At 59.2% G+C, this 26,020-nt stretch carries 31 protein-coding genes and 1 tRNA gene; 24 read left to right on the forward strand and 8 right to left on the reverse strand.

What is annotated here, in order from left to right; all coding sequences use genetic code 11:
• Positions 1-447: 447 nt before the first annotated feature.
• The 14 genes from AACU78_RS12770 (at position 448) to AACU78_RS12835 (ending at position 12,126) form a co-directional block, all read left to right on the forward strand.
• Positions 448-1,197 (forward strand): electron transfer flavoprotein subunit beta/FixA family protein, encoded by a 750-nt coding sequence (locus AACU78_RS12770; protein WP_057009251.1) that lies wholly within the window; start codon positions 448-450, stop codon positions 1,195-1,197.
• A gap of 2 nt (positions 1,198-1,199) precedes the next feature.
• Positions 1,200-2,129: an electron transfer flavoprotein subunit alpha/FixB family protein gene (locus tag AACU78_RS12775; RefSeq protein ID WP_053257535.1), complete on the forward strand. Its 930-nt coding sequence runs from the start codon at positions 1,200-1,202 to the stop codon at positions 2,127-2,129.
• An 81-nt stretch (positions 2,130-2,210) separates the two neighbouring features.
• Entirely contained in the window at positions 2,211-3,032 is an 822-nt protein-coding gene (locus tag AACU78_RS12780) for a substrate-binding periplasmic protein (protein ID WP_106576189.1), read from the forward strand.
• Positions 3,033-3,041: 9 nt separating this feature from the next.
• On the forward strand, positions 3,042-3,404 hold the full coding sequence (locus tag AACU78_RS12785; protein ID WP_106576190.1) for a DUF4398 domain-containing protein: 363 nt from the start codon (positions 3,042-3,044) through the stop codon (positions 3,402-3,404).
• Positions 3,401-4,216, forward strand: a complete 816-nt coding sequence (locus AACU78_RS12790) for an OmpA family protein (protein ID WP_106576191.1) — start codon at positions 3,401-3,403, stop codon at positions 4,214-4,216. Before AACU78_RS12785 ends, AACU78_RS12790 begins: the two co-directional genes overlap by 4 nt.
• Positions 4,217-4,468: 252 nt before the next feature.
• Entirely contained in the window at positions 4,469-5,908 is a 1,440-nt protein-coding gene (locus tag AACU78_RS12795; RefSeq protein ID WP_106576193.1) for an aminotransferase-like domain-containing protein, read from the forward strand.
• A 117-nt stretch (positions 5,909-6,025) separates the two neighbouring features.
• Positions 6,026-6,520, forward strand: a complete 495-nt coding sequence (locus tag AACU78_RS12800) for a translation initiation factor 2 (RefSeq protein ID WP_106576194.1) — start codon at positions 6,026-6,028, stop codon at positions 6,518-6,520.
• 161 nt (positions 6,521-6,681) lie between these two features.
• Positions 6,682-6,936 (forward strand): YkgJ family cysteine cluster protein, encoded by a 255-nt coding sequence (locus AACU78_RS12805; RefSeq protein ID WP_083357231.1) that lies wholly within the window; start codon positions 6,682-6,684, stop codon positions 6,934-6,936.
• Between the two features lie 41 nt (positions 6,937-6,977).
• The gene (locus tag AACU78_RS12810; RefSeq protein WP_106576195.1) at positions 6,978-7,583 is read left to right on the forward strand and encodes an START domain-containing protein; all 606 of its coding nucleotides are present in this window, start codon (positions 6,978-6,980) and stop codon (positions 7,581-7,583) included.
• A gap of 103 nt (positions 7,584-7,686) precedes the next feature.
• The gene (locus tag AACU78_RS12815; protein ID WP_106576196.1) at positions 7,687-7,923 is read left to right on the forward strand and encodes a hypothetical protein; all 237 of its coding nucleotides are present in this window, start codon (positions 7,687-7,689) and stop codon (positions 7,921-7,923) included.
• Positions 7,924-8,136: 213 nt separating this feature from the next.
• Entirely contained in the window at positions 8,137-8,478 is a 342-nt protein-coding gene (locus tag AACU78_RS12820) for a ribonuclease E inhibitor RraB (protein ID WP_003193463.1), read from the forward strand.
• Between the two features lie 483 nt (positions 8,479-8,961).
• Positions 8,962-10,371 (forward strand): circularly permuted type 2 ATP-grasp protein, encoded by a 1,410-nt coding sequence (locus AACU78_RS12825; RefSeq protein ID WP_106576197.1) that lies wholly within the window; start codon positions 8,962-8,964, stop codon positions 10,369-10,371.
• A gap of 4 nt (positions 10,372-10,375) precedes the next feature.
• On the forward strand, positions 10,376-11,326 hold the full coding sequence (locus tag AACU78_RS12830) for an alpha-E domain-containing protein (RefSeq protein WP_106576198.1): 951 nt from the start codon (positions 10,376-10,378) through the stop codon (positions 11,324-11,326).
• On the forward strand, positions 11,323-12,126 hold the full coding sequence (locus AACU78_RS12835) for a transglutaminase family protein (RefSeq protein WP_106576200.1): 804 nt from the start codon (positions 11,323-11,325) through the stop codon (positions 12,124-12,126). Before AACU78_RS12830 ends, AACU78_RS12835 begins: the two co-directional genes overlap by 4 nt.
• Before the next feature lie 145 nt (positions 12,127-12,271).
• Here AACU78_RS12835 and AACU78_RS12840 read toward each other — a convergent pair whose 3' ends face one another.
• Positions 12,272-13,078, reverse strand: a complete 807-nt coding sequence (locus AACU78_RS12840) for a c-type cytochrome (protein ID WP_106576705.1) — start codon at positions 13,076-13,078, stop codon at positions 12,272-12,274.
• Between the two features lie 647 nt (positions 13,079-13,725).
• Here AACU78_RS12840 and AACU78_RS12845 point away from each other — a divergent pair.
• The 3 genes from AACU78_RS12845 (at position 13,726) to AACU78_RS12855 (ending at position 18,039) form a co-directional block, all read left to right on the forward strand.
• The gene (locus AACU78_RS12845) at positions 13,726-14,931 is read left to right on the forward strand and encodes an acetyl-CoA C-acetyltransferase (protein ID WP_106576201.1); all 1,206 of its coding nucleotides are present in this window, start codon (positions 13,726-13,728) and stop codon (positions 14,929-14,931) included.
• A 16-nt stretch (positions 14,932-14,947) separates the two neighbouring features.
• Entirely contained in the window at positions 14,948-17,095 is a 2,148-nt protein-coding gene (locus AACU78_RS12850) for a 3-hydroxyacyl-CoA dehydrogenase NAD-binding domain-containing protein (protein WP_106576202.1), read from the forward strand.
• 215 nt (positions 17,096-17,310) lie between these two features.
• A complete protein-coding gene (locus AACU78_RS12855; protein ID WP_106576203.1) occupies positions 17,311-18,039 on the forward strand; it encodes an amidotransferase in 729 nt (242 codons plus the stop codon).
• Between the two features lie 38 nt (positions 18,040-18,077).
• On the opposite strand, the gene AACU78_RS12860 is transcribed toward AACU78_RS12855, so the two are convergent.
• The 3 genes from AACU78_RS12860 to AACU78_RS12870 form a co-directional block, all read right to left on the reverse strand.
• Positions 18,078-19,049, reverse strand: coding sequence for a magnesium and cobalt transport protein CorA (locus AACU78_RS12860; RefSeq protein ID WP_058420797.1), 972 nt, complete (start codon positions 19,047-19,049; stop codon positions 18,078-18,080).
• 136 nt (positions 19,050-19,185) lie between these two features.
• Positions 19,186-19,926, reverse strand: a complete 741-nt coding sequence (locus AACU78_RS12865; RefSeq protein ID WP_106576204.1) for a lysophospholipid acyltransferase family protein — start codon at positions 19,924-19,926, stop codon at positions 19,186-19,188.
• A gap of 213 nt (positions 19,927-20,139) precedes the next feature.
• Positions 20,140-20,832 carry a crotonase/enoyl-CoA hydratase family protein gene (locus tag AACU78_RS12870; protein ID WP_106576205.1) on the reverse strand — a complete coding sequence of 231 codons (693 nt, stop codon included), beginning with the start codon at positions 20,830-20,832 and terminating at the stop codon, positions 20,140-20,142.
• 336 nt (positions 20,833-21,168) lie between these two features.
• Here AACU78_RS12870 and AACU78_RS12875 point away from each other — a divergent pair.
• From AACU78_RS12875 to AACU78_RS12905, 7 genes are all read left to right on the forward strand, one after another.
• Positions 21,169-21,258 (forward strand) — tRNA-Ser (locus AACU78_RS12875).
• Positions 21,259-21,450: 192 nt separating this feature from the next.
• Positions 21,451-22,008: a helix-turn-helix domain-containing protein gene (locus AACU78_RS12880; protein ID WP_106576207.1), complete on the forward strand. Its 558-nt coding sequence runs from the start codon at positions 21,451-21,453 to the stop codon at positions 22,006-22,008.
• Positions 22,009-22,124: 116 nt separating this feature from the next.
• Positions 22,125-22,700: an HD domain-containing protein gene (locus AACU78_RS12885; protein WP_106576208.1), complete on the forward strand. Its 576-nt coding sequence runs from the start codon at positions 22,125-22,127 to the stop codon at positions 22,698-22,700.
• A gap of 245 nt (positions 22,701-22,945) precedes the next feature.
• A complete protein-coding gene (locus tag AACU78_RS12890) occupies positions 22,946-23,230 on the forward strand; it encodes a hypothetical protein (RefSeq protein WP_106576209.1) in 285 nt (94 codons plus the stop codon).
• Positions 23,227-23,472, forward strand: coding sequence for a hypothetical protein (locus AACU78_RS12895; RefSeq protein WP_106576210.1), 246 nt, complete (start codon positions 23,227-23,229; stop codon positions 23,470-23,472). The genes AACU78_RS12890 and AACU78_RS12895 overlap by 4 nt, the downstream gene beginning before the upstream one ends.
• A complete protein-coding gene (locus AACU78_RS12900) occupies positions 23,469-23,714 on the forward strand; it encodes a hypothetical protein (protein WP_106576212.1) in 246 nt (81 codons plus the stop codon). Before AACU78_RS12895 ends, AACU78_RS12900 begins: the two co-directional genes overlap by 4 nt.
• A complete protein-coding gene (locus AACU78_RS12905) occupies positions 23,711-23,962 on the forward strand; it encodes a hypothetical protein (RefSeq protein ID WP_106576213.1) in 252 nt (83 codons plus the stop codon). The genes AACU78_RS12900 and AACU78_RS12905 overlap by 4 nt, the downstream gene beginning before the upstream one ends.
• On the opposite strand, the gene AACU78_RS12910 is transcribed toward AACU78_RS12905, so the two are convergent.
• From AACU78_RS12910 to AACU78_RS12925, 4 genes are all read right to left on the reverse strand, one after another.
• Positions 23,946-25,130 (reverse strand): Arm DNA-binding domain-containing protein, encoded by a 1,185-nt coding sequence (locus AACU78_RS12910; RefSeq protein WP_106576215.1) that lies wholly within the window; start codon positions 25,128-25,130, stop codon positions 23,946-23,948. The two genes, AACU78_RS12905 and AACU78_RS12910, sit on opposite strands and share 17 nt — an antisense overlap.
• A 106-nt stretch (positions 25,131-25,236) precedes the next feature.
• Positions 25,237-25,407, reverse strand: a complete 171-nt coding sequence (locus tag AACU78_RS12915; protein WP_177410065.1) for a hypothetical protein — start codon at positions 25,405-25,407, stop codon at positions 25,237-25,239.
• Complete coding sequence (locus AACU78_RS12920) at positions 25,400-25,648, reverse strand: hypothetical protein (protein ID WP_106576216.1); 249 nt, start codon at positions 25,646-25,648, stop codon at positions 25,400-25,402. Before AACU78_RS12920 ends, AACU78_RS12915 begins: the two co-directional genes overlap by 8 nt.
• 65 nt (positions 25,649-25,713) lie before the next feature.
• Entirely contained in the window at positions 25,714-26,007 is a 294-nt protein-coding gene (locus tag AACU78_RS12925) for a hypothetical protein (protein WP_106576218.1), read from the reverse strand.
• Between the last annotated feature and the right edge of the window lie 13 nt (positions 26,008-26,020).

Here is a 26,020-nt window from a genome sequence, read left to right on the forward strand (position 1 = left end):
CACGCGATGACCCACCTTTCTCTCTAGGTGGCGCATTATATCTACACCACTGGCAGCGTCCAATACAAACGTTTGTTTGAATTGCTTGGAAGCTAGGTAAATCAAAGCAACGCGGCTTATGACTGGCTATTTTGGCGTATTGACCAGAATAGGCGTTCCGGTCAATATACGGTCGGTTTTGCGCATACCGTAGGCATACCGCAGGTTTCAAGAGCACGTCCAAAAGCAGGGCCAAGGCAAAACAGGTGACGCGCGTTTCATTGATGGCGCGCAGTTTACACGCCGCGATAAAGAATGACCTCTCAGTCACCACTGACGAACGGTCATCATTTCCCGTGAGCAAGGTCATCCGCCGACGTTTTTGGAGGTGCCCTTGTGTGCCGATGAGCATCAACCGCCAGGTTCGCCTAGGCGACTTTCTTTTCACCGGAGAGTAACGAGGAATCCATGAAGGTTCTTGTAGCTGTCAAACGCGTTGTCGATTACAACGTGAAAGTTCGCGTCAAGGCGGACAATTCCGGCGTCGACCTCGCTAACGTCAAGATGTCGATGAACCCTTTCTGCGAAATCGCTGTGGAAGAAGCCGTACGCCTGAAAGAGAAAGGCGTGGCGACTGAAATCGTCGTGGTTTCCATCGGTCCTACCACTGCCCAAGAGCAGTTGCGTACCGCCCTGGCACTGGGCGCCGACCGCGCCATCCTGGTTGAATCGGCTGAAGAGCTGACCTCCCTGGCCGTTGCCAAGTTGCTCAAAGCCGTTGTCGACAAGGAACAGCCTCAGCTGGTGATCCTCGGCAAACAAGCCATCGACAGCGACAACAACCAGACGGGCCAGATGCTGGCTGCGCTGACCGGTTATGGCCAGGGCACCTTCGCCTCCAAAGTCGAAGTGAGCGGCGACAGCGTTGCTGTTACCCGTGAAATCGACGGCGGCGCACAGACCGTTTCGTTGAAACTGCCGGCCATCGTCACCACCGACCTGCGTTTGAACGAGCCGCGCTATGCGTCCCTGCCAAACATCATGAAAGCCAAGAAGAAGCCGCTTGAGTCGCTGACTCCAGAAGCTTTGGGCGTTTCCACCGCCTCCACCAACAAGACCGTCAAGGTTGAAGCGCCGGCTGCACGCAGCGCGGGCATCAAGGTCAAGTCGGTGGCTGAATTGGTCGAGAAACTGAAAAACGAAGCGAAGGTAATCTAATCATGACTATCTTGGTAATCGCAGAACACGACAACAAGGTGCTGGCCCCGGCCACCCTGAACACCGTGGCTGCCGCTGCGAAAATCGGTGGCGACATTCACGTGCTGGTCGCAGGTCAGGGCGCTGGCGCCGTGGCTGAAGCCGCAGCGAAAATCGCTGGCGTGAGCAAAGTACTGCTGGCCGACAATGCCGCTTACGCGCATCAGCTGCCGGAAAACGTTGCCCCTTTGGTTGCAGAGCTGGGCGCTGGCTACAGCCACATCCTGGCTGCCGCTACTTCCAACGGCAAAAACATCCTGCCACGCGTTGCCGCGCAGCTGGACGTTGACCAGATCTCCGAGATCATCTCGGTTGAAAGCGCTGATACCTTCAAGCGCCCGATCTACGCCGGTAACGCCATTGCCACCGTGCAGTCCAACGCGTCGGTAAAAGTCATCACCGTGCGTGCCACCGGTTTCGACCCGGTGGCTGCTGAAGGGGGTTCGGCTGCCGTTGAAGCCGTCTCCGCTGCCCACGACGCCGGTACTTCCAGCTTTGTTGGTGAAGAGCTGGCCAAGTCGGATCGTCCTGAGCTGACCGCTGCCAAGATCGTCGTTTCCGGCGGGCGTGGTATGCAGAACGGTGACAACTTCAAGCACCTGTACGCCCTGGCCGACAAGCTGGGCGCTGCGGTGGGCGCGTCCCGCGCGGCCGTCGACGCAGGTTTTGTACCCAACGACATGCAGGTCGGCCAGACCGGCAAAATCGTTGCGCCACAGCTGTACATCGCCGTCGGTATCTCCGGCGCGATCCAGCACTTGGCCGGTATGAAAGACTCCAAAGTGATCGTTGCGATCAACAAGGACGAAGAAGCGCCGATCTTCCAGGTGGCTGATTACGGCCTGGTGGCAGACTTGTTCGAAGCCGTACCCGAGTTGGAGAAGCTGGTCTAATCCAGCCGCTTCACTTATAAAGAGCCCGGTCTTTGGACCGGGCTTTTTTTTGCGCGCCCCTTTTTATTCTGGAGAACCGCCATGGATCTGCGTCCCGTAGTGCTGGCACTGACCCTTGGATTGGCGTTACTGCCAAGCCTGGCGCTGGCCGCCGGCAAATGTGAGCGCCTGGTGATCACCGGCAGCCCGGACGCACCGCCGTTGTTATGGCGTGACCCACAAGACCCGACGCACCTGATCGGCGCCACCGCCGATGTGTTGCAACAAGTGGCCAAAGAGCTGGGGCTTAAAGTCGACCTGCTCTATGGCGGCAAACGCGCCCTGGCCCTGGACGAAGTGCGCAGTGGGCGCATGGACATTCTTGCCGATGCGGCGCTGAACCTGGGTGAGTTGGAAACCCTTGATTACATCCACCCAGCCTTGATGCAGATCGACTACCTGGTCTGGACCCGCAAGGATTCGGCGCTGGTCTATGCTACGGCGGCCGACCTGCACGGCCAAAAGGGCGCAGTCTCGGAACGCGCGCGCTTGAGTGCCGATTTCGACACCTTCGCCAGCCAACAGCTCAACCTGCAACGCTTTCCCACCTTGACGCCGGCCTTTCAAAAACTGCTGCTGGGGGAAGTGGACTACGTGCTCGCCGGGCGTTATTCGGGCATGGCCATGGCCCAGACTCTGGGCATGAGCAATGACCTGATCGCACGTGAAGTGCCTGTCGATCAGCCCGGCTTGTACCTGGCGATTTCCCACAACTCGGCCTGCAATGATCCGTGGCTGCGCGGACAGCTGGCCAAAAAGATGACAGAATTGCCCGCGTCCGGTGTGGTGCAAGCAGCAATGCAGCGCAACCTCGAGCGCTGGAAAGCGCAATTGCAGCAACCCGTCGGCACCCCAGCAAAGTAAGGATTTACAGTGACTATTCGACCTCTTTTCGCGGCCCTCGCCGTTGCTGCTTTGGCGGGATGTGCAGCCGATCCTGCGCCGAATGAGCAAATACGCCTCACCCAGCAAGCTCTGGAACAAGCCAGCGCCGTGGGGGCCAGCGCCGACGATTCGCCTGAGCTGAAGCTGGCCGAAGACAAATTCGCCAGGGCCAAGGCCGACATGGCCGATGAGTCCTACAAGCATGCGCGCATGCGGGCCGAACAAGCCGAGTTGGATGCGCGCCTCGCCGAAGCCAAGATTCTGACCCAAAAGAGCCAAGAGCAACTGAGCGTGCTCAACACCCGCATCACCCGCCTGCGCAAGCAATTGCAGTTGGGAGAAGCCCAATGAGCCCGATGATCCGTGGTTTGAGTTGTGTCGTGCTGTTGGGCAGCGCCGCCCTGGGCGGTTGCGCCAGCCAACCGAACAGCGAGCAGGCCTTGCAACAGGCCGGCACTGATTTCCAGAAGGTCAAGGAAGACGCCAATGTGCTGCGCTTTGCACCCAAGGACGTCATTCGCGCCGGTGAGTCCCTGGCGCGTGCCGATCGTTTGTCCAGCTACTGGGGCAGCGGTGCCGACGTGGTGCATTACGCTTACCTGAGCCAGCGTTACAGTGCGATCGCCCGCGAACACACCGAACAGGGCCTCAACGCCGAGCGCGGCACCAAGCTCGAATTGGAACGCCAGCGCCTGCAGCTGGCGCTGCGCGAAAACAAACTTGCCAGCGTGCAGCAACAGGGCAAGTGGCTCGAAGAGCAAATCGCCAGCCTGACCACCACCCAGACTGATCGCGGCCTGGTGATGACCCTCGGCGATGTGTTGTTCGACACCGGCGAAGCGCAATTGGAAAACTCGGCCAACCGCACGGTGTTGAAAATTGTGCAGTTCCTGCAACTGAACCCCAAGCGCGTGGTGCGCATCGAGGGCTACACCGACAACACCGGTGGCGAGCAGGAAAACCTGAAGCTGTCGCGCGACCGTGCGCAATCAGTGGCCGACGTGCTGATGGACCTGGGGATCGATGAAAAACGTATCCAGGTCGAAGGCTATGGCGACCAGTACCCGGTCGAAGCCAACGCCTCCGAACGTGGCCGCGCGCAGAACCGTCGGGTGGAAATTGTGTTCTCCGATGAAAAGGGCCAGCTGGGCGCTGCCCGCTAACGCCTGACGCCGATCAACCTGTGGGAGCGGGTTTGCTCGCGAATGCAGTGGGTCAGTCAACATTTCAGTGGCTGACACACCGCATTCGCGAGCAAGCCCGCTCCCACATTTTTGTTCGGGGTCCACCCTTACAGTTTTTTCTATCACTGCCGCCCGCGCTCGACTATTCTCGCAACTGTCCCCGTACACTTCTAAACTGTGCCGGTATGTTTCACACAAAAATAAAATACCCGTGAAATCGAGTGCTGCGTCATGACCAATCTGTTGCTCTACCAACGTATCGCCCAGCAACTGGCTGAGGACATCCGCCGTGGCGTCTATCAGCCCGGTGAGCGTGTACCCTCGGTGCGCAAAATGAGCTCCCAGCTCAACGTCAGCCACGCCACGGTGTTACAGGCCTATGCCAACCTGGAAGACCAGGGGCTGATCCGGGCGCGGCCGCAGTCGGGCTATTACGTGCACCAGACACCTGCGTTGACGGCGCCCACGCCGGACATCGCGCGGGTCGAGCGCCCGGGGTTGGTCACCCGCAGCAGCATCATCCAGCAAGTCTTGGTCGAGTCGCGCCGCGAAGGTGTGTTCCCATTGGGCGCCGCCGTGCCGAGTGTGGATTACCTTCCTGTGCGGGCGCTGCACCAGCAATTGGCCAAAGTCACCCGCTTCCAAAGCCCGCGCGCATTCAGTTACATGTTCAGCCCGGGCTTTGAGCCATTGCGCCGCCAAGTGGCGATTCGCATGCGCGACGCCGGCGTAGTGGTGGACCCCTCCGAAGTGGTGATCACCCACGGTTGTGTCGATGCGTTGCAGATGTCGTTGCGCGTGCTGACCCGCCCGGGCGACCTGATCGCCGCCGAATCGCCCACCTATTACGGTTTGCTGCAATTGGCCGATCTGCTGGGCCTCAAAGTCATCGAGATCCCCAGCGACCCGTCCACCGGCATGAGCCTTGAGGCCTTGCAACTGGCGGCCAACCAATGGTCGATCAAGGCCCTGGTGCTGACCACGCGCCTGAGCAATCCCTTGGGCGCGACCATGCCTGAGGAACGCCAGAAACAGTTGTTGCGCCTGGCCTCGGATTTCGATATCCAGATCGTCGAGGACGATATCTACGGCGAACTGATGTTCGAACTGGGTCGCACCAAGGCGCTGAAAGCCTACGACCGCCTCGACCGGGTGATCTACTGCTCGAGCTTTTCCAAGACCTTGTCTCCCGGCGTGCGCATCGGCTGGATGATTGCCGGCAAATACCAGCAGGAAATCCAGCGGCTGCAGATGTTCAGCACCCACTCGGCCTGCAGCGTGACCCAGATGGGCGTTGCGGCCTACCTCGAAAACGGCGGGTATGACCGCCACCTGCGTTATATCCGCCAGGAGTACCGCAAGAACCTCAGCGCGTTTCAGCTGGCGGTGCAGCAGTATTTCCCGGAAGGCACGCAAATGACGCGCCCCAACGGCGGCTTTATCTTGTGGGTCAGTTTGCCGGGGCGGGTCAATACCCAGGAACTGCACGTGCGCGCACTGCAGCAGGGCATCAGCATTGCGCCGGGGGTGATTTTCAGTAACACGGAACAGTTCAACCACTGTATTCGCCTCAACTGCGGCACGCCGTGGAACCGCGAAGCAGAGCGGGCGCTGATGACCTTGGGGATGCTCGCCAGCCAGCTGTGCCAGGAAACCGCAGCCGGGCTTTGAGGCCGGTGGCTGAGGCGTGTAATGGGGACAGTATCGATAGCGGGCTAATCACCAGACTTGTCATGCCGCGCACAACAAGCGAGCATATGGCCCTCTGCCGTTAATGCTGTTGGCGATATGACATCTATTTTTCGCGCTGCTGTAGTGATTGGCCTGTTAAGCCTGTGTAACGTCGGCACCGTGCTGGCGGCAACGCTTGTGGTGTCTGAAAGCAAGCCCGCCGCCAGTGCCGAGCAGGACACCCCCGCGAAAAAACCGGCGCCTGCTAAAAAAGCCCCGGCGGCCAAAAAGAAAGCCGCCACGGTGAAAAAGCGCGCACCCGTCGCGAGCAAGTCCAAGTCAGCCCATGAAGTGGCGCAGACCAAACTGCCACCGGCACAGTTGGACCTGACACTGCCTAATGAGATGGTCAGGCACTTGCAGCCCATTGGCACCCTGCCCAAGCCCAAGAGCGTGCCCTTGCTGCCGCCGATGTTTGGCGAGAAACCCTCCGACAACAGTGCGTTCCAGATCAACGGCCGCTTGCTCAGCAACGAGATGAAGCTGCAGTTGCGTAACGACGAACGTCGCGACATCGAAGGCGCGGCGCTGGATTTCGAATTCAAGCAATAAATTTCCGCGCAAAGGTGACGCCACCCACCGACCATCTGTCGCAGACTGGTCAGTCACTTTTGTTTTGTGCGAAAAACCCCTGTTAGACCATTTTAAAACGGCTGTTTAAGGGCGTACTCTAGCCCGGCCATCCACATTGAGTCGTCGAGGACCTGTTGGTCATGAAATGCCGTGAAGGCTGTGGCGCATGCTGCATTGCCCCCTCCATCAGTTCGCCATTGCCGGGAATGCCTCACGGCAAACCCGCGGGCGAACGCTGCCTGCACCTGTCGGTCGAACAGCTATGCCTGCTGTTCGGCCAACCGGAACGCCCAGCGGTGTGCAGTGATTTCAAGGCAGATCTGGATGTCTGTGGCAACGACCAGGCCGATGCGATCCGGTTGATCGGCTGGTGGGAGCAGATGACGGCGGCTTGATGGGCTTTACTATCGGAACTTCGACAATAAGGAATACAACAATGGGTTCGCTGAAACGAGTGGCTGTGTTGTGCGGTTTTACGGTGTTGTTCGCTGCCACGGCGCAGGCTGAGGACTGGCAGGTCGCCAAGGACGAGGACGGTATCAAGGTGTCCCTGAGCGAAATTGCCGGCTCCAAATACAAGGCCTACCGCGGTGTGACGCTGATCAAGGCGCCTGTCGCCAAGATCCAGGCCCTGCAGGAAGACGTGGCCGGTGCCTGCTCCTGGATCCACGAATGCAAATCGCAAAAACTGCTCAAGACCGAAGGCGACAAGAGCTGGACCTATACCCAGTTCAAGGCACCGTTCCCGGTGACCGACCGCGATTCGATCCTCGAAATCACCACGTCCAAGGCCGCCGATGGCACCGTGACTCGCAAATTGCTGGAAGTGCCGACTTACCAGCCGGAAGTAAAAGGTTACGTGCGCGTTGCCCAGGTAGACGGCTACTGGAAGCTTGTGCCAAAAGGTGACAATCAGACCGAAGTGACCTACCAGGTGCACACCGAGCCAGGCGGCAGCGTGCCATCGTGGCTGGCCAACAAGTTTGTGGTGGACGCGCCGTTCAACACCTTGAAAGCCTTGAAAGAACACGCTGAAAAATAAGTGTCATTAATCAGGTGCCTCCTGACTTGAGTGGAACGTTTGCCGAGCCCTCAAGGTCCAGATAGTTGTAAGCCCACACACGGGTTTTATCGAGGAGGCACCGATGCAAAAGTGGCAGATTACCTTCGTTGATGATCACGGCGTTCAGTCCGTCGAGCAGTTCAGCTGCGACCAGAAGCCCAGCCTCGAAGACGCGGCACACATGATTCGTAACAAGCTGGTGCCAGTGGCCGCCGAACTTGACCTGAATGATTTGGAAGGGCGCAAACCCGAGCCTACGGTCAAGATTCTGAAAGACCAGAACAGTATTCAAATCCTCGACATTTCGCCCGCCGCCTGAACATTGCCTGTATGCCCTTCAAGCGCCTCTGGTGGAGGTGATAGCTTCGCGCTACTCTGCAACCGAGATCAGCGAATGAATCGCTAAGGTCTGGTCTTGTCAGCTACATGCTTGTTTTCCCGCGGTGTCGTTAATGCCGTAGCACCCGCGCCAGCAGGGCGCGGTCTTCGGGAAGCACGGAAAGTCTATCCATCAGTTTGAGGAGGACGTTTCATGAGCACAGCCTATCAAGAAGACATCAGCACCAACGTACTGCGCCGCATGAAAGAAGGCGGTTTCGACTTCTCACGGTTTCACCCCATCGAGTTCTACGCCATTTTCCCGGATGAGGAACGGGCGCGCAGGGCTGCGGGTCGATTTCGTGGGGAATCCCTGAATGCCCAGGTCAGCGCGCGCGATGATGGCGCCTGGTACCTGGAATTGAGCAAAATCATGTTCGCCACCTACGACGGCATAGGAGACTTCGAGCAAGACTTTGAAGCGGTGGTCGAGCCTTTGGGCGGGATCATCGAGGGATGGGGCGTCAAGCAGGAGGTGCGTGGGTTACCCATGTAGCGGCATTCGATGAGCAACACAGCGTATCGGCTGACCCTTGGGTCGGCCGATTTTGTTTGTGCACACCTCACAACCGCATCCTCAATATAGCCACCCACTACGAGCCCGGCCTGCCGCCGACAGCGTCTTTAACGTCGCGATCGCCGGCAAGCCGGGCTCCTGGCTTTCTACCGCGCAAAAAAAACCACCCAAACAGGGTGGCCTAAAGGGAAGAGCGGTTCGCTGACATCTCAGGAAACATCCTGGTCAGCAGGTGTGGGGATTATCCGCAAGCGTGACCGGGCAGTGAAATCAACTCTGACTATGCTGTTGATAGTCAAAGCCCGCATTGCGATGAAGCGTGGTACAGGACAGCGGGCGTTCTGCGCACCAGGACGGTGCGCGCGGAACCCGTAGGTTATTCAACTCACTGATTTCTAAGTGTTTATGCCGCTGGCACGGGCTTTGCGACGGTTCTCGCGCCCGGGTGACAAGGAGTACGGCATGATCCGCACTTATTACGATGAAATGTACGACGGGGCAGGGCAGGTCCGCCCCCATTACCGCGAGTTCGCCCGCTGGTTAGCTGAAACCCCCGCCGAACTGCTGGCCCAGCGCCGGCGTGAAGCCGATTTGCTGTTCCACCGCGCCGGGATCACCTTCACCCTTTACGGGGACGAGCAGGGCACCGAGCGCCTGATTCCTTTCGACACCATCCCGCGCAGCATTCCGGCGAGTGAGTGGCGGATTGTCGAGCGCGGCTGCATTCAACGGGTCAAGGCACTGAACCTGTTTCTCGCCGACCTCTACCACGAGCAACGCATCATCAAGGCCGGAATCATCCCCGCCGAACAGGTGCTGGCCAACGAGCAGTACCAGTTGGCCATGCAGGGCCTGGACCTGCACCGCGGTCTGTATTCCCACATCTCCGGTGTCGACCTCGTACGCGATGGCGACGGCACTTACTACGTATTGGAAGACAACCTGCGCACACCGAGCGGCGTCAGTTACATGCTCGAAGACCGCAAAATGATGATGCGCCTGTTCCCCGAGTTGTTCGCCGCCCAGCGCATCGCGCCCATCGACCATTACCCCAACCTGTTGCTCGACACGCTGAAAAGCTCGAGCCCCCTGGATAACCCCAGCGTGGTGGTGCTGACCCCGGGGCGCTTCAACAGCGCGTTTTTCGAGCACGCCTTTCTGGCGCGGGAAATGGGTGTGGAACTGGTGGAAGGCGCCGATTTGTTCGTGCGCGACGACCGCGTATTCATGCGCACCACAGACGGCCCCAAGGCCGTGGATGTGATCTACCGTCGCCTCGATGATGCCTTTCTCGACCCACTGGCCTTCAACCCGGACTCCATGCTCGGCGTGCCCGGCCTGCTCGCGGCGTATCGCTCGGGCAATGTGGTGTTGGCCAATGCGATTGGCACCGGGGTGGCGGATGACAAGTCGGTGTATCCCTTCGTCACCGAGATGATCCGTTTTTACCTGGATGAAGAGCCGGTTCTGAAGAACGTGCCTACGTTTCAATGCCGTAAGCCCGACGAATTGTCCCACGTGCTGGCCAACCTTCCGGACCTGGTCGTCAAGGAAACCCAAGGTTCCGGCGGCTACGGCATGCTGGTGGGCCCGGCGTCGACAAAAGCGGAAATCGAAGCTTTCCGTGCCCGGATCAAAGCCAAGCCCCACGCCTATATCGCGCAGCCGACGCTGTGTTTATCCACGTGTCCGACTTTTGTCGAAAACGGCATCGCGCCGCGCCATATCGACCTGCGGCCGTTCGTGTTGTCCGGCAAGGAAACCCGCGTGGTGCCCGGCGGCTTGACCCGCGTGGCCCTGCGCGAAGGCTCGCTGGTGGTCAATTCGTCCCAGGGCGGTGGCACCAAAGACACCTGGGTGGTCGAGGACTGATGCCATGTTGAGTAGAACTGCCTCGGATTTGTACTGGATGTCGCGCTACCTGGAACGCGCGGAAAACCTCGCGCGCATGCTTGATGTCAGCTATTCGCTGTCGCTGATGCCTCAGGACGGGCGCGGTGATGGCCTGCACGAATTGGCCATGCCGCTGCTGATCACCGGCACCCTGGAGGATTACCACGAGCGCCACGGCGAACTGCATGCCGAGCGCCTGCTGCACTTCTTTGCGTTGGATGCGGCCAACCCGGCGAGTATCTACAGTTGCCTCGGTGCCGCGCGCGCCAGCGCCCATGCAGTGCGTGGGCGAATTACCGCCGACATGTGGGAAAACATCAACGCCACTTGGCTGGATATTCGTGATATCGCCCAGCAAGGGCTGAGCCGCTACGGCATGAGCCGGTTCTGTGAGTGGGTCAAGGAGCGGTCGCACCTGTTCCGTGGCGCCACCTACGGCACCATCATGCGTAATGACGCGTTTCGTTTTATTCGCCTGGGCACCTTCATCGAGCGTGCCGACAACACCCTGCGCCTGCTGGATGCGCGCTACGAAATGGCCGGCGACCAAGCCGCTGCGGTCAGCGACGGCACGGCTCATGCCTACTATCAGTGGAGTGCCTTGCTGCGCGCGCTGTCATCGTTTGAGGCTTACACCGAAATCTACCGTGACGCCCCCGGCGCCCGGCAGGTGGCCGAACTGCTGTTGTTGCGCGCTGATGTCCCACGCTCGCTGCGTGCCTGCAGTGAGGAGATCGACCAGATCCTTGCCAGCCTGCCCGGCCTCAATGGCCGCCCGGCCCAGCGCCTGGCCGCCGAGATGGACGCGCGCCTGCGCTTTACTGCCATCGACGAAATTCTCGAGGAAGGCCTGCATGCCTGGCTGACCGACTTCATCCCTTTGGTCCGCCAGTTGGGCGACGCCATCTACAGTTCCTACCTGGAGGCGGCATGAGACTTTCCATCAGCCACGAAACCACCTACCACTACGAAGACATGGTGCGCGCCAGCATCCAGTACCTGCGCCTCACGCCCCACGACAGCGAACGCCAGCACGTGCTCAGCTGGCAGCTCGATCTGCCGCGCCCGGTGCGCGCGCAGGTCGACCCGTTTGGCAACATCCTGCATGTGCTGACCCTTGATGAGCCCCACGACGCCATCATCATCGGCGCGCGTGGCCAAGTGGACATCGATGAATTGCGCGAGGCTGAGCACGAAAGCCAGTCGGCGTTTCCGTTTCTGCGCAGCACGCGGCTGACCGAGCCGGACGACGCGTTGCGCGGTTTTGCCCACCAGCATTGCCGTCAACGCCGCGACCGCTCTGCGTTGATCGACCTGATGCATGCGCTCAACCAGTCAATGGCCTACACGCCCGGCGCCACTGAAGTCGACACCTGCGCCGCCACGGCGTTTGCGGGGCGCGCAGGCGTGTGCCAGGACCACACCCATGCATTCCTGGCCTGCGCGCGCAGCCTGGGCATTCCAGCGCGATATGTGTCGGGGTATTTGTACACCGAAGACAGCACGCACCTGGCCAGCCACGCCTGGGCCGAAGCCTGGCTGGATGACGCGTGGTACAGCTTTGATGTGACCAACCAATTGGCGCGGCCCGAGCGACATTTAAAGTTGGCGGTGGGCCTGGATTACCTGGATGCCTGCCCGGTACGCGGCATGCGCCGAGGCGGCGGGCATGAGCAGATGCACGCCAAGGTGTTCGTGGCGCCGACGCCAGTGATTTTGGTGCAGCAGCAGTAATCTTCAGAACGCAGCAGATTAGATGTGGGAGCTGGCTGGCCTGCGAAAGCGGCGGGTCAGCTGTAAATGGGTTACTGACCGACCGCCATCGCAGGCCAGCCATCTCCCACAGTGAGCGGTGGTGTTTTCAGAGTCTTTGCCAGGCTCAAGGCTGCTGCTTACGCCCCGCCATGTGCTTCAAATACCCCACCAGCAAATCCAGCTCACCGTCCGGCAACACACTGGCCGCGAACGCTGGCATCTTCGCCTGGGGCCAATGCCGCAGGCTCTGCGGGTCACGGATATAACGCTTGAGGAAATCCCCGCTGAAATATTCCGTAGGGTTGTAGGGGATATTCAGGTCCGGCCCCACCTGCGCATCGCCGGCGCCGTTGAGGCGGTGACAGGCCAGGCAGTTTTTCTGGAACACCGCAAACCCCTGGTTGATCGGGTCATTCGCGGCGAGTTTCGGGTCAGGCAACAACGCCGGAAAACGCTCGGCCACCGTCTTCAATTGCTTGATCCCGGAGATCTGGAAAGGCCACTGCTCAGGGCTGATGTTGCCGGCTTGCGGGTCGGTCCACACCAGATAGAACGGCCCGGCACTCGGCTTGCCCTCGGCCAGCGCGGGCCACGGATGAGCCGGGTCTTCGACCGCCAGCCAGGCCCGGGCACCGTGTTTTTGCAGCAATGGCGCCGCCGTCAGCTCGGCGGCGAACCCGTCGAGGGCGACGGCTTGCAGATGATTTTCCGGCGAGAGGCCGGGCAACAGAGCCGCCAGCGGCACCGCGCGATAAGTCATCTCGCGCTTGTAGGAAACGTCATCGACGATATGCACCGTCTGCGCATCCGGATGCTTGAGCAGATCTTCGGTCTGCCAGGTTCTGCTGGCGTGGTCCAAGTCGATGGTCAACTGGGCAGCCGCAGCGGGAAGGGCCAGCAGCGCGGTGAGAAAGGCGAGGATCAGTTTCAAGTGTGAGCCCGGTTTGAAGTGGCGATAGCGCCCACGATACCGGAAATCGGCACGCAAAAAGACAGCCCCTGCAACAGGACCGCTATACGCAATGTCCCGGCAGGTGCTGCCAAACGCTGCAGTCCTGATGCAATGTGTGCACGGAATGTGAGGATCGAGTCGTCACCCAATAACCTTGGTTAAATTGGGCAAGATCAGAATCAGTGTGGTGGCGAACAGAATAAGTCCCGCCTGACGTACTTTCGAATGTTTGAACATGGCTGACTGCCTTTTGTTGTTATTCCTGAGCGTCAAATGCGTGCCGGTCAATTTCAGTATCGCAACGTGACGTGTCGCTTTTCTTACAGCTGCTCCAGCAAAACCCGGCAGCAACTTCTTACTGATTGAACCTTAGAGCCCTCGTTCTGCGTGGCTTAGATCCATTTAATATCAGCTAATCAGCATTTCTACTTAAAAAGGCATGAGGCATATCGCCATCTTGGCGCCAATGCCTTGGCTAGACCGCTAAAACGATTAACCCGCACTTTCCCATAGCACCCTACCGTTCGTCCGAGCGTGAGGGTCAAAAGCAATGAGCGCATCCGTCATTGAAACCGTGTCAATCGGGCCTAAGGTAGGGGGACACACGCACTGCGTTCGAGGATGTCATGACCCAAGCTTTGATCTTTGATGCGATACGCACGCCCCGGGGCAAAGGCAAGGCCGACGGCGCCCTGCATAGCGTCAATCCGGTAAACCTGGTGGCGGGTCTGCTCACCGCGCTGGCACAGCGCAGCGATCTCGACACCCGCCAGGTGGACGACATCGTGCTCGGTTGCGTTACCCCGGTGGGCGACCAGGGCGCCGACATCGCCAAGACCGCCGCACTGGTGGCGGACTGGGACATCAGCGTCGCTGGCGTACAAGTCAACCGTTTCTGTGCTTCCGGCCTTGAAGCGGTGAACCTGGGCGCGATGAAAGTGCGTTCCGGCTTTGAGGACCTGGTGGTGGTCGGCGGCGTCGAATCCATGTCGCGCGTGCCCATGGGCAGCGATGGCGGCGCCTGGGTGCTCGACCCGCAGACGAACATGCACAGTCACTTCACACCTCAAGGCATCGGCGCGGACTTGATCGCGACCCTGGAAGGCTTCACTCGCCAGGACGTCGACGCCTTCGCCCTACATTCCCAGCAGAAAGCGGCCAGGGCGCGTGCGGACGGTTCTTTCAATAAGTCGCTGATCGCGGTGCAGGACCAAAACGGCATCGTGCTGCTGGACCACGACGAGTTCATTCGCGGCGACTCCAGCCTTGAAGGCCTCGGCAAGCTCAAGCCGAGCTTCGAGATGATGGGCCAGATGGGCTTCGATGCCACCGCCTTGCGCGTCTACAGCCATGTGGAACGCATCCATCACGTGCACACGCCAGGTAACAGTTCCGGCATCGTCGACGGTGCCGCGCTGATGTTGATCGGCTCCGAGGCCAAAGGCCGCGAACTGGGCTTGCAACCGCGGGCGCGCATCGTCGCCACGGCGGTCACCAGCACCGACCCGACCATCATGCTCACCGGCCCGGCACCGGCCACGCGCAAAGCCCTGGCCAAGGCCGGTTTGCGCGTGGAAGACATCGACCTGTTCGAAGTCAACGAGGCCTTTGCCTCGGTCGTCCTCAAGTTCATCAAAGACATGGGCATCGACGCTGCGCGGGTCAACGTCAACGGCGGCTCCATTGCCATGGGCCACCCGCTCGGCGCCACGGGCTGCGCGATTCTCGGCACCCTGCTCGACGAACTGGAAGTGCGCCAGCAGCGCTACGGCCTGGCCACCCTGTGTGTCGGCGGTGGCATGGGCATCGCCACCATCCTCGAACGCCTCTGAGCCCAAGGAACCTGTCATGACCGACGCCATTCGTTACGAAAAAGGCCAGGACCAGATCGTGGTGCTGACCCTCGACATGCCCGGCCAGAGCGCCAACACCATGAACGGCGTGTACCGCGAGGCCATGGCGGCCACAGTCGCGCGCCTGGAGGCAGAAAAGGACGGCATCGCCGGGGTGGTGATCACCTCGGCGAAGAAAACCTTTTTTGCCGGCGGTGACCTCAATGAATTGATCAAAGTCGACAAGGCCCACGCCAAGGAATTTTACGACGGCGTGGTGGTGTTGAAGGCCCAACTGCGCCGCCTGGAAACCCTCGGCAGGCCAGTGGTGGCCGCCATCAACGGTGCGGCGTTGGGCGGCGGCTGGGAGATTTGCCTGGCGTGCCATTACCGTGTTGCGCTGGACGACAACGCGACACAACTTGGCCTGCCGGAAGTCACCTTGGGCCTGCTGCCGGGCGGCGGCGGGGTAGTGCGCATGGTGCGCATGCTGGGGTTGGAAAAGGCCCTGCCGTATTTGCTGGAAGGCAAGAAGGTGCGGCCGCAGCAGGCGCTGCAGGCCGGGTTGATTAATGCGCTGGCGAAGGATCGCGATGAGTTGCTGGCCAAATCCCGCGCCTGGATTCTGGCCAATCCCGAAGCCAGACAACCGTGGGACAACAAGGCTTATCAGATCCCAGGCGGCACGCCGTCGAACCCGAAAGTGGCGCAAATGCTGGCGATTGCACCGTCGATTTTGCGCAGCAAAACCCATGGCTGCTTCCCGGCCCCGGAGAAAATCCTCTGCGCCGCCGTGGAGGGCGCCCAAGTGGATTTCGACACGGCGCACCTGATCGAAACGCGCTACTTCACCGAACTTGTCACCGGCCAGGTGGCGAAAAACATGATCGGTACCTTGTGGTTCCAGCTTAATGAAATCAACGCCGGCAGCTCGCGGCCACAAGGTTTTGCGCCGCACGTCACGCGCAAAGTCGGCGTACTGGGCGCGGGGATGATGGGCGCGGGCATCGCCTATGTCAGCGCCAGTGCGGGCATCGAAGTGGTGCTCAAGGACATCAGCCTGGCCGCGGCCGAAAAGGGCAAGGCGCATTCGGCTGCGCTGCTGGACAAGAAGATCAGCCGTGGGCAACTGACCGCCGAACAGCGCGACATTACCCTTGCGCGGATCCATCCTACGCAAGACGACGCCGACCTGGCCGGCTGCGACCTGGTCATAGAGGCGGTGTTCGAAGACCGTGAACTCAAGGCCAAGGTCTCGGCCGCCGCGCAACGTGTGGTCGGCAGCGACGCGGTCATCGCCTCCAACACCTCGACCTTGCCCATCAGCGGCCTGGCCAACGCCGTGCCCGATCAAGGCAAGTTCATTGGTCTGCATTTTTTCAGTCCGGTCGACAAGATGCCGCTGGTGGAAATCATCAAGGGCGCCCACACCCGCGACGAAACCCTGGCCCGAGGTTTTGATTTCGTCCTGCAAATCAAGAAAACGCCGATCGTGGTCAACGACAGTCGTGGTTTTTTCACCTCGCGGGTGTTCGGCACCTTCACCAACGAAGGCATTGCCATGCTCGGCGAAGGCGTGGCTGCGCCGATGATCGAAACCGAAGCGCGCAAGGCCGGCATGCCGGTGGGGCCGTTGGCGGTGTCGGATGAGGTGTCGCTGAGCTTGATGAGCCACATCCGCCAGCAAACCGCGAAAGATCTACAGGCTGAAGGCAAGGCGCCGCCGACGCATCCCGCGACCCAGGTGATCGACCTGTTGGTGAATGAGTACAAACGCGCGGGCAAGGCGGCGGGCGGTGGTTTTTACGACTACCCCCAAGGGGCGCAGAAACACCTGTGGCCGGAGCTGAAAGCGCGCTTTGAACAGCCCGACAACCAAATTTCGCCACAGGATGTGCGCGACCGTTTGCTGTTTATCCAGGCCATCGAAACCGTGCGTTGTGTGGAGGAGGGCGTGTTGAGGTCGACGGCTGACGCCAACGTCGGCTCAATCTTCGGCATTGGCTTTGCCGCGTGGAGCGGCGGCGCGCTGCAGTTTATCAACCAGTACGGCCTGAACGACTTTATCGCCCGGGCACGCTACCTGGCCGAGCAGTATGGGGAGCGCTTCTCGCCCCCGGCTCTGCTGCTGGAAAAAGCAGCGCAGGGAGACATATTCGCCTGACCGAAACGCCCTATCCTGAATCATGGAAAACCAAGGTGGGAGCGGGGTTGTCCGCGATAGCAGTGTGTTAGCCAATGCAAATTTCGGCCGATATAACGCCATCGCAGGCAAGCCCGCTCCCACATTGAGGCACTTGGCGAGACTTGCTTTGCAGGGGTGTTTCGAGGCAGGCTCTGGGATGTGCATTATTCCCATCACCGTGTCAGGTATTTTTTATGTCGCTACGCGTCTGTATCCTGGAAACCGATATCCTGCGTCCAGGCTTGATCGATCAATACCAAGGGTACGGGCAGATGTTCAAGCGCCTGTTCTCCCAGCAGCCAATTGCTGCCGAGTTTGTGGTGTACAACGTGGTTCAGGGTGAATACCCGCCGGATGACGAGGCGTTTGACGCCTACCTGATCACCGGCAGCAAGGCCGATTCCTTTGGCACCGACCCGTGGATCCAGACCCTCAAAACCTACCTGCTTGAACGCTATGAACGCGGCGACAAGTTGCTGGGCGTGTGCTTCGGCCACCAATTGCTCGCGCTGCTGTTGGGCGGCAAGACCGAGCGCGCCAGCAAGGGCTGGGGCATGGGCATCCACGACTACAAGCTCAATGCCAAGGCGCCGTGGATGAGCCCGGTGGTGGAAGAGCTGACCTTGTTGATCAGCCACCAGGATCAGGTCACCAGCCTGCCGGAAAACGCTACCGTGATTGCCTCCAGCGATTTCTGCCCGTACGCCGCTTACCACATCGAAGACCAGGTGCTGTGTTTCCAGGGCCACCCGGAATTCATCCACGATTATTCCCGCGAGCTGCTGGAAATTCTTCAGACAACGTTGGGCGAAAGGATCTACACCAACGGCGTGGCCAGTCTGGCGCGTGACCACCACGGCGCAACCGTGGCGGAATGGATGATGCGTTTTGTGGCGCACAAGCCAGAAGCCGACGTGGCCTGAATCACGCTTGAGGCGTGGGCCGGCTGGCCGGCGTTGATTTACAACCAGCCCGACCGCTTGAAGCTGGCCCACAAACTGGTGCAGCCCACCGCAATAAATCCGAGCACCGCAAAGTAGCCGTAATGCCATTGCAGCTCGGGCATGTTCTGGAAGTTCATCCCATAAATCCCCGCCACCGCGGTGGGGAACGCCAGGATCGCCGCCCACGCGGCGAACTTGCGCTGCACCACGCTCTGGCGCGACGCTTCGAGCAATACACCAATCTCAATCGTCTGGCTGGCGATATCGCGCAAGGTGGTGAGGTCTTCCATCTGCCGTGTCACGTGGATCTGCACGTCACGAAAATACGGGCGCATGTTCTTGTCGATAAATGGGAAGCTCAGCTTTTGCAGTTCCTGACTGATCTCCACCATCGGCGCCACGTAGCGTTTAAGCCGCAGCACGTCGCGGCGCAGGCCGTGGAGGTTCTGGATATCACGCTCGCTCAGCGAGCTGCACAGCACATTGCGCTCCAGCTCATCAATTTCGGCGTGGATCGCTTCGCTCACCGGCTGGTAATTCTCGGTGACGAAATCCAGCAGCGCATAGAGTACGAAATCTTCCCCGTGCTCCAGCAACAGCGGCCGCGCCTCACAGCGCTGGCGCACAAAGCCGTAGGACGCCGAGTGGCCGTTGCGGGCGGTGATGATGTAGCCGTTGCCGGCAAAAATATGGGTTTCGATAAACTCCAGCTTGCCGTTCTCGCGCACCGGTGAGTAGGTGACGATAAACAGCGCATCACCGAAGGTTTCAAGCTTGGGGCGGCTGTGTTTTTCGAGGGCGTCTTCGATGGCCAGTTCGTGCAGATTGAACTGGCGTTGCAGGTTGGCCAGCTCTTGAGCGCTGGGCTCTTCCAGGCCGATCCACACAAAGTGATCGGGCTTGGCGGCCCAGGCTGCGCCTTCATCGAGGGTGATATCAGTGACTTTCTTTCCGGCGCTGTAGACGGCCGCCGCAACAACTCTACCCATGGTGCTGATCGCTTCTTATTGGGAGGACAGGTGTTGGGCAGCTTAGCGTGAATGGCGTTCCCTTGTTGCTCATGCAGGCACGCTTTTTGTGGCGAGCACGCTTGCTTGTGCGCAGGTGCAAAGTGCCCGCAAAAAATCACAAAGGCGCGGGTGCCCAAGCGGTCTGCAGTTCACGGTCCATCTGTGCAATACACTCATCCATCTGCTTCTGACACGCCTGCATCAACGCCGGGATGTCATCCGAAGTCAGTCCTACGGTAGGAATCGGCGGCAGCGAGCGTATGAGCACATCACCGCTGTCCCAGCGATTAAGCTGCATGTGCGTGACGTAGTTGCTGACACACACCTGCACGATGGGCACACCCGCCGCAATCGCCATATGAAACGCGCCTTTCTTGAACGGCAGCAGCCCTTTGCCCAAGTTGCGTGTACCTTCCGGGAACACCCAGATCGATGTGTCTTCATGCTGCAAAGTGCGCGTCGTGGTGAGCATTGCGCGCCGCGCCTTGTGCGCGTTGCCCCGGTCGATCAGTACATTGCCCGCCAGCCAGAACAACTGGCCGAACAGCGGCACCCATTTCAGGCTTTTTTTGGCAATGCACACCGTGCGATGCGGCACCACCGTGCCCAGCACAAACAGATCGTAGTTGGACTGGTGGTTGGCGATGATCACGCACGTGCCGGGTTTATTACGCAGCGAGTCAACGTCCGCCTTCACGTTCAGTCGCAATATCCACATCGCAGGCAACCCATACAGGCGAGCGCACAAGCGACTGTTATCCGGGTTGAACGGCCGACAGATGCCCAGCAGTACGCCCAGCACACCGGCAACCATAAAGTGCAGGCCCATCAACAACATACGTAACAGAAAAAGCATCGACAGGGCCCATCGGGACAAAAGGTGGCGCAGTGTACGGATGTGCACTGTATTCGGCAATTGCCCCTACAGACGTAGGAGATAGGCGATGTTTAAGCACATGTTTCAACGTGTGCTGGCAACGCCCAGCTAGAGCGGTTTAAGAAGTGTCCGCTTTTTTTGTAAGAAAAAGCCCGACTCAAGGTCGGGCTTTGGCACAACATGGGTAAGGCATCAGATCAGGTTATGGCCCTGATCCTGAATGATCGCGTCATCCAAGGCTTCCAGCAGTGCCTTGCGCACCTTCAACTTGGTGTGCTTATGGGCGTTCATGTTGATCTTCTTCAATTGGCGCGCCGCTTCCAGGGCCGCCGCGTGCAACTCTTCTGGCGCAACCACTTTATCCAGGAAGCCGGCTCCCAAGGCACCTTGCGGGTCAAACATTTCGGCATTGATGACCGACCGGTGAAACGCCGACTTGCGCAGACGATCCCGCGCCAACTCGATACCGGCGTGGTGCATGGTCATGCCGATCGCCACTTCATTCAGGCCAATGCTGAACGGGCCTTCCACACCAATGCGGTAATCGGCCGACAACAGCAGGAATGCACCTTTGGCCACCGCGTGCCCAGAGCACGCCACAATCACCGGGAACGGGTGCGACAGCAGGCGACGCGCCAAGGTCGAGCCCGACGTCACCAGGCTGATGGCCTCTTTAGGTCCGGCCGTCATCACCTTCAAATCATAACCGCCCGACAGAATCCCCGGCGTGCCGGTGATGATCACCACCGCGCGATCCTTCTCGGCCTGATCCAGTGCCGCATTAAACTCACTGACCACCGCCGGAGAAATGGCATTCACCTTGCCGTTGCTCAAGGTCAGGGTCGCGATACCGTCTTCGAGGTGGTAGGCAATCAACTCACTCATGACGCGGTTCCTTGTAGGATTTGTTATAGATAGGCTGTTTATAGAAGCGCATGCGCAGACGTTACCCACCACGCCCGCCCCGGTAAAGCGCCGTGACTGACTACCCAGTCAGACTTTTCCCGCATCCCCAAGGGTAGACGGCCCGGAGCAGGGCGCAGCAGCCCCACTAAACGCGTACCGCCGATGCCCGAGAATGGCAGATTCACCGTCCCTCGCTGGGTGGGTAACGGCATAACCGTCTAAGCGCATGAAAATTCTGAAAAAAACCTTTGCCATCAGAAAGGCTTTCGACTACATTAGCGCGCCTCGACAGACTGAACTGGTTTGACGAGATACGGTGAAGTGTCCGAGTGGCTTAAGGAGCACGCCTGGAAAGTGTGTATACAAGAAATTGTATCGAGAGTTCGAATCTCTCCTTCACCGCCACATTCTGAAAACGCAAGCCCCTGATTTTCCTAGAGAAAATCGGGGGTTTGTGGTTTTTGACATCTAAAAAATGGCCCCATGGGACCACCATGGGACTGGCGCACTATCCTGGTGCAGAAAAGAGGCCCGCGAGTTGAAGGGTTTCCTTGCGTTGTTCAGCCTGGCCCACCCGCCATTCTCTCGGAATCTGACATGCCTGATATGTTGCTAAAGCCAGCCTTGCCTGGCGTTGCTCTCAGGCGATGGCGTCTGTTGCATAGAGTTAAACAATCCCATGCCGCGGAGTTGTTTAAAGTCACCCAGTCAACCATTTCTCGCTGGGAAAGTGGTGTACTGGCAATCGATCCCATCGCGCACGAAAAGCTTGAGCAATTGCTGGCTGCTCGCCTCGATGCAGCCGCTGATCAAGCCTTGGCTCGTCTGGTTAAGGAAAGCTCGCGGCCCGTTCATCTCATATGTGACCTAACGCATCGTTTGCTGGCGTGCTCTCCCGCGCGTGCCGCGCAGTTCGCCAGCCCGATTAGCGACTTGCTTGGTCATTCGCTATGGAGATTCGCGACGCCAGAGATCATTGGCAAGGAATACGCGCTGAATAAATCGGGATGGCGGGAAGCGTTCGCGCCGCCCGCGCTGGAGTTTGGAACTGGTAACAATGACTCTTCCCTTATTCCGATCAGGGAAAGTATGTGTCGCTGGACACGTATCCCCCTCTCGGACGGAACTGCAGCACGTTTGGTAGAGACGCTCTGACGACCACACCTGCGTCGGTGCGCATATTTTATGCGTGGACGCCGACCATTTTGAGTTCTAGTCTGGCTTAAATATGGTGATTAGCATGCTGTTCACCGACTGAGCCAGAGGGGTTTATGGACATCGAAAAAATCAAAGGGCGTCTCGAGTTCTTACGCGAGGCGGAAAAGCTTAAAGATGTACTTAGAAGCGCGCATACCTCTTCCGGGCGCGCTGAAAGCACGGCAGAGCATAGCTGGCGTCTTTGCCTCATGGCGATTGTCTTTGGGGACTATCTGACCAGCCTCGATAGGCTGAAAATGCTCAAGATGTGTGTCATCCATGACTTGGGAGAGGCTATCAACGGCGACATTTCCGCCGTCAATAAAGATTCGTTTCCCAACAAGAGCGAGCAAGAGAGAACCGATCTCCTTCAGTTGACCAGCGCTTTGGATGAATCGTTGAAAGCGGAGATATTGGCACTTTGGGATGACTACGAAAATGCTCTATCACCTGAGGCGGTAGCCGTTAAGGCGCTAGATAAGTTGGAAACAATGCTTCAGCACAACCAGGGCAAGAATCCACCGGACTTCGATTACGAATTTAATCTTGCCTATGGCAAAAAATACACAGATGCCGCCCCTCTGTTTGAGGCGCTTCGCAATATCATCGACCAAGACACCAAAGAAAATATTCTGGCTAATCCTAAATGAACCAGCTCACAACACTGCTAGCGCAACCTATTTTTTCGCGGCTGCAGGCGAGCGCCCCAGGCAGGTGGTCATCGAAGTTCAAATAACGCCGCTTATGTCAAAAAGGCCCCCACACCCAAGCCAGGTGTGGGGGCCTTTTTTCATGCACACGGAAACCAGAACCCCCTACACTGGTATACCAGCACCCCTAGGAATGGTTTTCCGCAGTTCCCCCCACTCACTTTATTTCAAAGGCCACACCTGACATGTACGCGCCGCTCACTGACCCTCTGGCTTTGGACAATGCCCAACAGTGGTTTAACGATCTGATGACGCTGGCCGACCCCGAGTATGCGCACTATCGCATTCGACACCGTATCGAGGCCTACCGCATTCAAGCCCTAAATGAGCGTGCGCCCCCCAGCCTCTTTAACCAATTGATCGGTTTTTTGGACGCTTTAGTGGCCTGCGAGGTCCTATCCCCTAACCTGGGCCACGATTTCCACCGCCGCCTGGTCCTCGGCTTTGAGTCCGCATGGATGAAGACATGAACAATCACGAAGTAAGCGGCGCCAGTGAGCGCATGCAGGACGCCTTGGAGTTTTGGCACGACCGCTGGACGCTGGACCGTTTGTACGTGTCCTGCGTCGTGTGTCACGCACAGCAGCGGGTCGACTACGCGCGCAGGCCGTTCCTACACGTCGAAGGCTGCGGCCTGGCCAGCGACTTTGCCAAGCACCCATGGATGGAGCTGCGCGCTCTACTGGCCGACCTACCACCGGTGCCCGTATGAGCTTCAGTCAACGACTGGATGCCATCAGTCTGCCGCCGGGGATGCGCACGAAGATGCAAAACCATTTGTCGCGCCTGGGCCATGCCGACGATCTACACGCCCTGGAGCTGGCCCAGGCGCGCGCCCAAGGTTTTGTCGAAGGGGTAGAGACAGCGCGCGCGCTGACCCCGGCCACCATCGAGGCGCTGTATATCGCCGTTGAAGACGCGGCGGCCGCGCGGCACCGGGAGCTGAGGCCATGATCGGGGAGGCCATCCAGTCGGACACGCTAAAAGCCCTGGTCAGTCAGCACGCGATCCGTGAAGCGGTAGTAGGCCGCGTGGCCGGCGACGATGCTAAGTGGACGCTCTCTATCCGTCTGGGCGGTCCCACCGCGCGCCTGGTGCCGGTGCGCTCCCGGCGGGAGCCCTTGCGCACCTGGGCCAGCCTTACGGCGGTGGGTCGTTTCGCCGAGTCGTTGGGCATTACGGCGTTCATTGTAGAACTGTGACCGGCGAGAGCTTTAGTGCCAGCTGTAGCATGCCAACCACGTCCGGCCCATCCTCGTTGATCCATGTCCCATAGTGCTGGCGGATCATGTTGCCGTTGGTGTGCCCCATCTGTTCGGCGATCCAATCAATTGAGGCAATGCCCGTCGTCAGCAGCTGGCTGGCGTAAGTGTGCCGGCACTGTCCTGGACCGCGATAGCGGACCCCGGCTGCGAGCAAATGAGCTTTGAAAAAACGGTCACGCACGACAAAATCGTTGGCGTGTGGCAAACCGCTTTTGGTGTTTAAGAACACAAAATGCAACGTGTGCCGGCGTGCGGTTTTATTGTCCCGCTCGACGATTTCAACGGTTTCGGCTTTTCTTTTGCGTGTCAGTGTCTCGACTTTGCGCAGCGCGTCCCAGGCCGGCGCCAGTAAACGAACTTTGCGCATCGAGCGCCGAGTTTTCGTGACGCGATAAGCGCCGCGCACCTTCGATCGACGGAAGGTCACCGTGCCGTGTTCCAGGTCGACGTCTTCCCACGCCAGGGCGATGGTCTCGGATACCCGGGGCCCGGCCCAAATCATGAACTGCACCATCAGCAACTCAAGCGTGCGGGTGGTCGGTGTTTCCAGGATCTGTTTGATTTCCGCCCGGGTGAACGGGTCCGGTGCTTCGGGATCGGGCAGGCGCACCATTAAACCTTCGGTGGGATCGTGCGCGACTTTCATCCTCGTGCGGTACAGTCGGAACACCTGACGCACGTTGCTGATGATGTCGCGGATGGTCTTATTTTTGAGGGTTTTGGACAGCGTGCCCTGGATCCACTCTTGCAGGTCCAGGTGATCGATCGCATTGATCTGCACTTTGCCCCAGCGCGGCCGCACATGCACTTCGGCCTTGTTGGCGTAACCCCGGTAACTCGATGCGGCTACGCTGTTGGCTTTGATCCGCAACCATATGTCCAGGTAATGCCCGAAGGTGTTTTCCACCAGCCTGGCTGAATTGGGGAAGTGGCGCGCGTAGTCGAAAGTGCCGGCTTGGATTTCGTATTCGATGATGGCAAGTAAGCGTTTAGCCTGGGCGACGTTCGCCGGCGTGTTTCCTCCTGGTAGCGATTCGCGGCATTTACTGCCGTCGTATTGAAAATAGATTCTCACGGAATTACCGCGAGCTTCGACCCCACTCATGTAAACCCCTAACGCTGCACTCGTATAGCGACAGTCTGACGATCGGAAACAAAAAGGCCCGTTTCCGGGCCAAGTATCTGGAAGCGCATCTTCTGGTGGACGCGGCTTATGGCTTGGGCGTGTGAATGCGCAGATGGGCATTCAGCCGTTGGCGTTGCCGGCTGCATTGCTCGTGGTTGCCCTGGGCGCGCCACCGACCGCATACGTCGCAAACGCTGGTGTAGTCGATGTTCCAGGGAAAGCGTCGTGCGCGAGTAGCATGGGTTTGCTTAGGCATGGCGCGCCGTCTCCCGGGTAGCGGTGTTGGCGAGCAACTGCGCGACGACAGCCGCATCCCTTTCGCTCAGTTCGCCCAGAGTGCTGGCCATCTGGCTGAGGCTCTCAAGGCGGGTGCGTGATTCAGAGGTTTTGTGCACCAGGTAGCCAATGACGGCCGCGCCGATAATCGCGGTGGCCACCAGGTGCCGAGCTGGTGTGGTAGCCTTCGCGGCGCTGCTGCTTAGGTTCTGTGCTTGCATGGTATAGCCCTCTGTTGCGGTCGGGTGTCGAGGAGCTGCAACTCCTCGGCACTGTTTTTTAAAGGTCAGTCCTTGCGGGCCAGGTGGATCACCAGGCCATCAAACTTTGGTTCATGCTCACTGCATGATTGCCATTCCAGCACCCTCAAGATCTGTTGCCGGCTGCAGTCGTCCACAAGGATTTCGCGTTGGCCACCGGCTGCGCGCACTTCCAAAATCTCCAGCAAGCCATCCTCCCCATAAGCCTGGGCCTGGATGATCGGCGCACTTTCTCCCGTGAATTCCAGTCGGTCCTGAACTGATTGGAGCTTGCTGGTTTTGCCGTCGCCGGCACTGCCCATAAATACTTGGATTTGCATCGGTCTTGCTCTC

Source organism: Pseudomonas sp. R9.37, from assembly GCF_963878885.1.
GTDB lineage: Bacteria > Pseudomonadota > Gammaproteobacteria > Pseudomonadales > Pseudomonadaceae > Aquipseudomonas.